The organism is Streptococcus hyointestinalis (assembly GCF_041225505.1).
Lineage (GTDB): Bacteria > Bacillota > Bacilli > Lactobacillales > Streptococcaceae > Streptococcus > Streptococcus hyointestinalis_B.
The window spans coordinates 1-7,801 of sequence record NZ_JBCLSK010000056.1; the positions used below are offsets into that span (position 1 = coordinate 1).

At 35.8% G+C, this 7,801-nt stretch carries 9 protein-coding genes; 6 read left to right on the forward strand and 3 right to left on the reverse strand.

Going from position 1 to position 7,801, the window contains the following annotated elements:
• Nucleotides 1-284: 284 nt before the first annotated feature.
• Together AALA56_RS09410 and AALA56_RS09415 are read right to left on the reverse strand one after the other, a co-directional pair.
• A complete protein-coding gene (locus AALA56_RS09410; RefSeq protein WP_369909788.1) occupies nucleotides 285-3,533 on the reverse strand; it encodes a DEAD/DEAH box helicase family protein in 3,249 nt (1,082 codons plus the stop codon).
• On the reverse strand, nucleotides 3,530-5,401 hold the full coding sequence (locus tag AALA56_RS09415) for an Eco57I restriction-modification methylase domain-containing protein (protein ID WP_369909790.1): 1,872 nt from the start codon (nucleotides 5,399-5,401) through the stop codon (nucleotides 3,530-3,532). Before AALA56_RS09415 ends, AALA56_RS09410 begins: the two co-directional genes overlap by 4 nt.
• A gap of 438 nt (nucleotides 5,402-5,839) precedes the next feature.
• On the opposite strand from AALA56_RS09415, the gene AALA56_RS09420 reads away from it, so the two are divergent.
• The 6 genes from AALA56_RS09420 to AALA56_RS09445 all read left to right on the forward strand — a co-directional run bounded on the left by AALA56_RS09420 (nucleotide 5,840) and on the right by AALA56_RS09445 (nucleotide 7,142).
• On the forward strand, nucleotides 5,840-5,947 hold the full coding sequence (locus AALA56_RS09420; protein ID WP_369909797.1) for a polymorphic toxin type 50 domain-containing protein: 108 nt from the start codon (nucleotides 5,840-5,842) through the stop codon (nucleotides 5,945-5,947).
• Nucleotides 5,944-6,135, forward strand: coding sequence for a hypothetical protein (locus AALA56_RS09425; RefSeq protein ID WP_369909791.1), 192 nt, complete (start codon nucleotides 5,944-5,946; stop codon nucleotides 6,133-6,135). Before AALA56_RS09420 ends, AALA56_RS09425 begins: the two co-directional genes overlap by 4 nt.
• Before the next feature lies 1 nt (nucleotide 6,136).
• A complete protein-coding gene (locus tag AALA56_RS09430) occupies nucleotides 6,137-6,310 on the forward strand; it encodes a hypothetical protein (RefSeq protein ID WP_369909792.1) in 174 nt (57 codons plus the stop codon).
• Nucleotides 6,307-6,588, forward strand: a complete 282-nt coding sequence (locus AALA56_RS09435; RefSeq protein WP_369909793.1) for a hypothetical protein — start codon at nucleotides 6,307-6,309, stop codon at nucleotides 6,586-6,588. The genes AALA56_RS09430 and AALA56_RS09435 overlap by 4 nt, the downstream gene beginning before the upstream one ends.
• 52 nt (nucleotides 6,589-6,640) lie before the next feature.
• A complete protein-coding gene (locus AALA56_RS09440) occupies nucleotides 6,641-6,853 on the forward strand; it encodes a hypothetical protein (protein WP_369909794.1) in 213 nt (70 codons plus the stop codon).
• A 61-nt stretch (nucleotides 6,854-6,914) separates the two neighbouring features.
• Complete coding sequence (locus tag AALA56_RS09445; RefSeq protein WP_369909795.1) at nucleotides 6,915-7,142, forward strand: 16S rRNA processing protein RimM; 228 nt, start codon at nucleotides 6,915-6,917, stop codon at nucleotides 7,140-7,142.
• Nucleotides 7,143-7,323: 181 nt separating this feature from the next.
• Here AALA56_RS09445 and AALA56_RS09450 read toward each other — a convergent pair whose 3' ends face one another.
• Nucleotides 7,324-7,710, reverse strand: a complete 387-nt coding sequence (locus tag AALA56_RS09450) for a hypothetical protein (RefSeq protein WP_369909796.1) — start codon at nucleotides 7,708-7,710, stop codon at nucleotides 7,324-7,326.
• Nucleotides 7,711-7,801: the final 91 nt, after the last annotated feature.

The window sequence follows — 7,801 nt, forward strand, 5'->3', positions numbered from 1 at the left end:
AGGATTAGCGAGATAATGTAATTGGCTTTGCATATCATGTCCTCAATTCGTGATGGTTTTGAGTTTATGATACGCAAAGTTTTTTATTATTTCTACAATTAACTAGCACAACGGGTGTATTTATATTTTCTGCTTCTGTTTTATTCTACCTAAACAACAATAATATACTCTATAATCAAAAGAGATCAAGATTTAACTTGACCTCTTTTTCTATTCACTTCATGTTTTAAATACGAAAAACCTTTGTAAAATTTCGTATGCTTCAATTACAATCAACAACTACCCTACCCAAAATATTTATCCACCAATTCCTGAATCCTACCTTCTTTGGCAGCTGGAATGGTATCTTCTAAAACAAAATTCTTTCTACTAATGTCTTGTGAGAGATTTCCAAAGATAAAATTAGTGGAAATGTTATGGATAATTTCTGAAGGCGCAAATCCATAAACTTGATTTTCTAAGATATGTTTTAAGCGTTCTTCAGAATTTGGAAATGAATCTTTCAAACCTTCGCTATTATATAGTCGTTTAACGAGTTCAGCAATATAGAGCCCTGACTTCATGTACAAATCAATAAATGTTTTTGATGGGTCATCAAAGATTCCTGGGTTTTCTTTCTCAAGATCATCTACCATTCTTTTCACTACTCGTTTAGGAGTGAAAATCTGATTGGTTTTCTGTGGTGGAATATAGTCAAAGATATCTTCCTTTTGATCTTTAAAATAATCTGCCAACTCCTCTTTCTTGCGAAGAAATTCTTGAATGGCTTCATCAAATGTTGCTCGATCAAAGAGATGTCCTGCAAAATCTTGTCCACCATCTCTCAAATAACGAAATTGGTCAATCGTAATACCAGTCACTTCAAAGAAGACATGCTCAGGAACAAAGGTGTCAAAATTATCAAGTGTTAGAGATTGATCACCATAGGCCATGATAAAACTAGGGATTGTTCGTGCAAATCCTCGAAGATGGTCCCGAATCTCATCCTGAGCTGATTGTTTCAACTGTTCCACACGTTTTATCTCAACTTGTTCGATAAACTTCTCAGGCATTATTTCCACTTCTTTTTTGAGTGTTTGTTCTAGTTTTTCTTTGTGGATGAGATTATTTTCTTCTATTCGTTTTTCAAGATCTTCTTGAATCTTATTTTTCTGCTCCTTATCATTTGCTTCCTTGAACTGTTGTTGCAGTTCTTCCTTGATATGAGCTTCAGAAATTTTACGTTCTATCTCATTTTTTCGAACTTCATTCTCAAATGTTACTGCAATTTGTTTCTTGATCTGGTCTGTTTCCCGAGTTTTCAGATCATATCCAGCTTTCAATTCTTCTACAATTACCGTAGATACTGTCTCACTCAAATCATTGACTAGTTGTTTTTGAGTTTTGACCTCATCCTTAGTGACCAAATCTGTAACAGACTGTCCAAGTCCATAAATTTTTTCACCAAAAAGTCGCGTTTGTTGATTTACCACGATTTCATGGTCAACCACTGCATTACCCTCATCATCTACTGTAACATCTGAAAAGTCTAGTAGATCAGAAGGTGTTTGTAACTTCCCTTCCTTTTCTACTGGAAGTTCATTTAAAATGTCTAGAACTGTTTGACTAGCTTGGAAAATGCCACTGATATTATCAAATAAGAGATTGGACATAAAGCCTCGTTTGAGGACTTCTCTAGCTTTTATCTGACGCGGTATGGTTAGAACTGCCTTAGCATCAATTTCAACCATCTTACCTGCACGATCTTCTGCTATCACAGGGAAGAAGTTTAAGAGTTCTCTAATGTTTTCTTCGCGAGTTGCGGAAGTTCCAGCACCTCCTGCAGTTGCAAGTGATAAGTTGTTCGCAAACTCATCAAAGAGAATCAGGGTTCTTTCTGGCGCAAAGTCAAATACATAGGCTCTTTCCTTGCGGAAGTGATTTCCTTTGTTATCGGTCCATGAGTATGGATTTTGAGCACGGAAGGCAGCTTGCATATAAAGGGCAGGTGATTTCAAGTTTGATAACATCAATACGCCTGTCCATTCAGGAATCGTCACACCTGTCGTCAACTGACCGACGGAGAGGGTAATGGTTTTGTCATTCTCTGCTATCGCTTTTCTAACCAAGTCCAAGGATTTGAGTTTGACTTTATCGTCATCCTCGGACATACGCCCGTCACCAGCAGCTAACACAATCTCATAGTTTTCATAGATAGGATGTTCTTCTAGAAGTGCTTTTAAGGCTTTAGCTGAGGCTACACGTTCTAACAGCCAAAAAGTATGCTTGAGTTCGTTCCGAAGTTCTTTAGTTGAAAATGGATATTTTTCATTGCTTGATAGAGTATCTAACCAATTTCTGACATCTTGCTCATGGATAAATTTCCCTTTATCATCTGTTGCGAAAAATTCACTCAGGTCAAAAGCATAGTCGATATTTTCGCCATCTAGTTGAGCACCTTTTTCTAATTCCTCACCAATCATCTGAGACATTTGATAGGTAAAGAGATTTAACTGAGGCAAGCTCTCATATGGATTTTCCTCTTCTTGTTCAGGAGACCATATGGATTTGGCAGACTGTTCATCCGCATAAGACCAGTTGTAGATCTGCTCCTCGGTAAATTCTCCCTTGGCTAATGCCTTAAATGGAGTTCCTGATAGATGCAAGGTAAAGTTTCGACGGATCTTATTAAAAGCTTGGTCTGTCTTGAAGGTATCAACTCCTTCGTGAGCTTCATCGATAACCAACAAATCCCAATGTAGGTCAGTTACCCATTTGAGTTTATTGTGCTCTCCACCTAGATAAGCAGATCCTTTCAAGTCTTGGAGACTGATAAAAGCAAGTTGTCTTACATCGTCATCTAGAATGCTAACAAATTCTTTTCGTGACAAGGTTGGACGATTTTTAAGGCTGTCTGATTCTGAAACAAACTTGTAAGACGTTTGACCTGCTATGAATTTTTCAAAATCATCATACCATGAGTTGGCAATGGCGGGTCTGTTTGTTACAATCAGGACATTGACAGCATCCATTCGACGAGCTAGGTCATAGGTAGATAAGGTTTTACCAAAACGTGGCTTGGCATTCCAGAGGAACTTGCCTCCTGGATGATTCTTGAAATAAGCTAAGGTCTTAGAAACTGCTTCTTCTTGCTCTTGTCGCAGAGTATAGTCCTGTCCTTGGCCAGGCTGATACCCTGACAAATCATGCTGAACAAACTTATCAAAAAGATTTTTAGATTTCTCAGGTGTCCCATTAAAGTAAAACCATTCCGTCTTAGGACGACGTTCCACATCATGGAAAGAAAGGAAATGGTGGAAATCATGGTCCTTAAAAGTTTTTCCCTTATCAGGTTCTTCCGTATAGGCTGCATCCCCAGTCCATAAGACATCTGTATCTATATGAGCAGTATGCGTTTGTTCTTTAATCCGTTGCGTGACATCACGCTCCGTATAACCAATCTTAATCCAGCCCTCATTACTTGTTACCGTAGGGGTGATGTAGGCATAGATTTTAGGATGAATCTCTTTAGAAGTTTTAATTTCTACCATCAATCCATCTCCCTTACATGAGTCTCGATAAAGGCAATCTCTTCAGGAGAAAGGTTATATTTTTGATAGAGCTGCCGGTCAATATCAGCCACTGATTGTGTCCAATCAATGTCCGAATTGACCGTAAAGTCTTGGAGTGGAACGTAATACCAAGTTTTTCGAGAGTTATGCTGAGTAACTTTCAAAACACCTAATAATACTCTAGCGAATTTAGTTTTAATAAATTTAATACAAGCATCGGCTTCAAATTTTGTTTTAAAATTACCAATAGATAAAAAAGTATCTGTATGCCCGATTAGGGGTTCCCCGATTAGGGGTGTTGATAAGACCTCACCTAAGGCACCACTTCCATTAGCTTCTGGTACAAAAACATTATAATTTTCGAATGTTTCCGGTAAATCTAAATATTTTTTATTAATATATCGATAAACACGTTCGGAGCCAATTCTTCCAAGTAGAGCAACATGGTCTTTTTCTTCTTTGTTTTTGAAAACAAAATCTAACTGAGTTAGTGATTTCGAAACAATTTTATTTTTTGTCCCTTTTCCTTGCAGCTTTTCAGCATTTGGATAATCAGAAAAAAGTTGATTTGAAAATCTATAAATACCTTGAGGATAAACTAAATCAGAAAAAGTTTTAAAGTCTGGATGTTTTTCGATTTTTTTTACAATACTATTTAAAGCTTCAAAAATAGTAAATACTCCGATTGGTCCCAAATCTTTATCAGCATCACGATAAGTTATTGCTACTCCACCCTTAATATCTGTTCCTGTAAATACTTTACCGCTTTTAGGTTCATAGAATTGAACTTTTAAATGCTTGTCTTCAAGCATCTTTTCCATCCAATTTTTAGGAGTTTGACCAGCTTTAAATAAAAACCTTGCTGGGGTGATAAGTATCGATTTATCTGCGATTTTAATTGCTTCATCAATAAAAAAGTGATAAATTGGTTCATCTCTAGCTTCGCCTGTTTCTTGATACGGCGGATTTCCTATCACGACGTCAAATTTCATTTCACTTTCCTCACTAGATAGGCGCTCAAAACCTATCATCTTGTTTTTTTTCCAGTCTTTGATTTGGGTTTTAGATTCTTCTACTTCTTGGACTTCTAGCTCATCTGAAAACAAACTTAGCTGTTGAGATTGCTCTTGTTTAGCTGAGTAAGGACTGATTTTTTTCAATCCATCCATCTGAAAGACATTATAGGATATAATAGTCGCAATTTCTTTCTTTTGCTCTAAGGTCGGTTGATTTCCAGTCTTTGAAAGATAGTAGTCCTCGAAGGTCGCTAAAAGATTTTCACGAGCCAAAAGCAAAGAATCTCCTTGATACTCATAACCATAGGAAGCACGATAGGCTTCTTTTACAAGTTCATAGAAGGTAGCTTCATCTGAGACCTCACGACTAATGCGCTGCAATTTTCTATCAACAAAACCAACTCGCTCAGATAATGGAATTTCCTCACCAGTCACTGTATCATAACGCGTTACCATATAAGGTGCTTCACCACAGGTAATCTCTAGCCAGCGCACTTGGATATAGTCTTCAAGATTTAGAGCTTCAAGTTCAGCTTCCACGTAGCCATTTTGCTTTTCAACCAACCAAGTTGGCGTAAAAACTTCGGCTCTAATCTTGGTTCGGTCTTTTTGCTCATACTTAGACTTTTCTGATCGGGGTTGAATCAAGTTTGCATAGACTCCCGTCACCCTACTTGGAGTGATGCGATCACTTGGAGCAAATCCCTTTCCCAACAATTCATAAGAATGTGTCGCCCAAACAATATTTTTCTTGGTAGTTCGATCTTTTAAAAGAATTTTTAATAAATCAGCCGACTCCAGAGCCAACTGTTCTTCACTAATATCTATTGCCATAAAGCAACCTTTCTTGTTTTTAATGGAATTTCTAAAAATACGTATTTTTCATTTATTAATCTATTATATTTTACCACAAAAACACACTGAGATACTCGTCCCAGTGTGTTTATTTCATTCTATTGTTTTCGTCTCAGTGAGCGATTTTTTTGTAATATGTTTTAATCTAATATGTTGTAGTTGATTAAATTGTAGATGAGATAGGAAAATCAAGAACAATTGTATATCTAATTAGGCAAAAGGCTACGGAACACTTAGCAGGTGTATTTAATGCAGATTGATTTATCTATGTTAAAACCCTAAGATTACATATTTAAAAATAGTAAGATTTTAGCAAGGTATCGTACTTTTTAGAGCTATAAAATGGTGAGGTTTTGGTAAGTTACAAGAGTTATGGTAAAATTAAGATAAAACAATAAGCAAAAACAAGCTAATCACATCAGAGGTACTAATGAATGGTATAGGAGACTTGAAACTGATAGCCTTAGGATACATTATAGAAAGACAGGGGCACATATTGTCCCAACGTATGGAGGCAAGTTGTGAAATTATGGACTTTTTTAAGACAAAACGTGAAACTTGTGCTTAAAGACGGCTCAACCATTTCAGGCTTTGTCCAAGAATACTGTAACAAAGATGACAATGATGAGGAGAATGACTCAATCGGCTTGGATGTTGATGGTACTCTTTATGAGTATTTTGAGGAGGAAATTCTTAGTATCAAAGAGGTGTAACATGAATTTATCAGAGGCTTTTTCTCAAATTGATTCAATGGGGTTGAGTTCTCCAAAGTTTAACCTATCTGAGATGACAGATGAAGAGCTATCACATTTGAGGTTTACCACGTTTTCAAAAGAAGATGAAGAGGCTATCATGGCTGAACTCAAGAAAAGAGGTCTAGTGTTATGAAATACAGTCAACAAGTATTAGACATGCTAAAAAGAGGAGTAGATGGTGATGTTGATGATTACTATGGCTTTTTTCTTGACCTCACTGCTAAATTAGGCGAAGATGAGGCTTTTGCTGACGGATTGATAGCAGAGAATGAACCCCTTTTTGATCTTATCAATGATGAACCAATGTATTATTTTTATGTTGAAGAAGATACAGAGGATAGAGAATTGTGTAGGAGGTTTCTTGAACCATACTACAACAAAGCAAAACAGTTAGTAAACCATAGCGTTTAGTTTAATCTAGGCGCTTTCACCTGCAAAAACACTATGGGAAAGGAGACCGTAAATGAGTAAGCAGCTTTGGAACTACTTACACTCAAAAGTTCAGGTAGTAAATAGTGATGGTCAAGTCATAAATGGACTTGTCACAGATTTCGTTGATGAAATGGACAATGACGAACAAGATGAAATCACTATCCTCATTGACAATCCTAACCTTGATGAACCAACTGAGATTTCTCTCTTTGAAAGTGAGATTGTCTCAATTAAAAAAATCTAATAGGGTTTAGAACAATATAGACGCTTTCACCTGCAGAAACACTATGAGAAAGGATTTTTATATGGCGATATTAGATGATTTACAAGCGTTATACGATAATGGTTGGGATGCCTCTTTTGATTATAATGGTCAAGCTTGTGGGATTTTCATTAATTCTATTCATGATATTGTATTGGTTATTGGAGATAAGGAATATCAGGTATCGTCATTTAATGATTTGATTTCTTTAAAAATTGGCGATAATACTTTAATAAATATTATGGATGGAGTCGAAGTGCAGTATTATTAAAATAAATTGCACCCATGAAAGGTGCAATTTACTTACTGAACTCATCAATTTAATTCTCCTTTGTATTTCCTCTACTTATTTAAAATCATAAAATGTGGTAGAAACAGATCAAAAAATAGAGCAGGCTTAGGCCTGCTTTTCTGTACCTTTTAATAGGGAGATAACAAAAAGTTATTTTTTCCTATTCATAATCTCTTAATTCACCTGTTTTATACTGTTCAACCAATTCCCAGAGATTATGAGTAGTTAAATCTGGTACAAACGTATACCATTTATTGGCTACGAATAACTCCACTAACATATCAATTGCATATTTGAAATTTAAAATCTCATTCATTTCTGTAATACTATAATACAGTTTATCATGGCAACAGTGATAAATAATCAAATTCAACCTATCATCAATGAAATCAAACTCTAGTTCTTCTCCTTCACGAGATAAAGTTAGATAAAAATTATATTCATCACGGCAAAAATTAACAGTGACATCAAAATCCGTACCTGTTTCAATTTCGATATTTACAGTCTCTAAAATTTTTTTAGATAAATACTCTTTATAAACGTTCATTTTATTCTCTTTATCCGTGGTGCTAGTTGATTTCAAAATATCTCAAATTATAGGCTAGTACGATTTGCTCTATTCTCAATTGTAAGCCTGT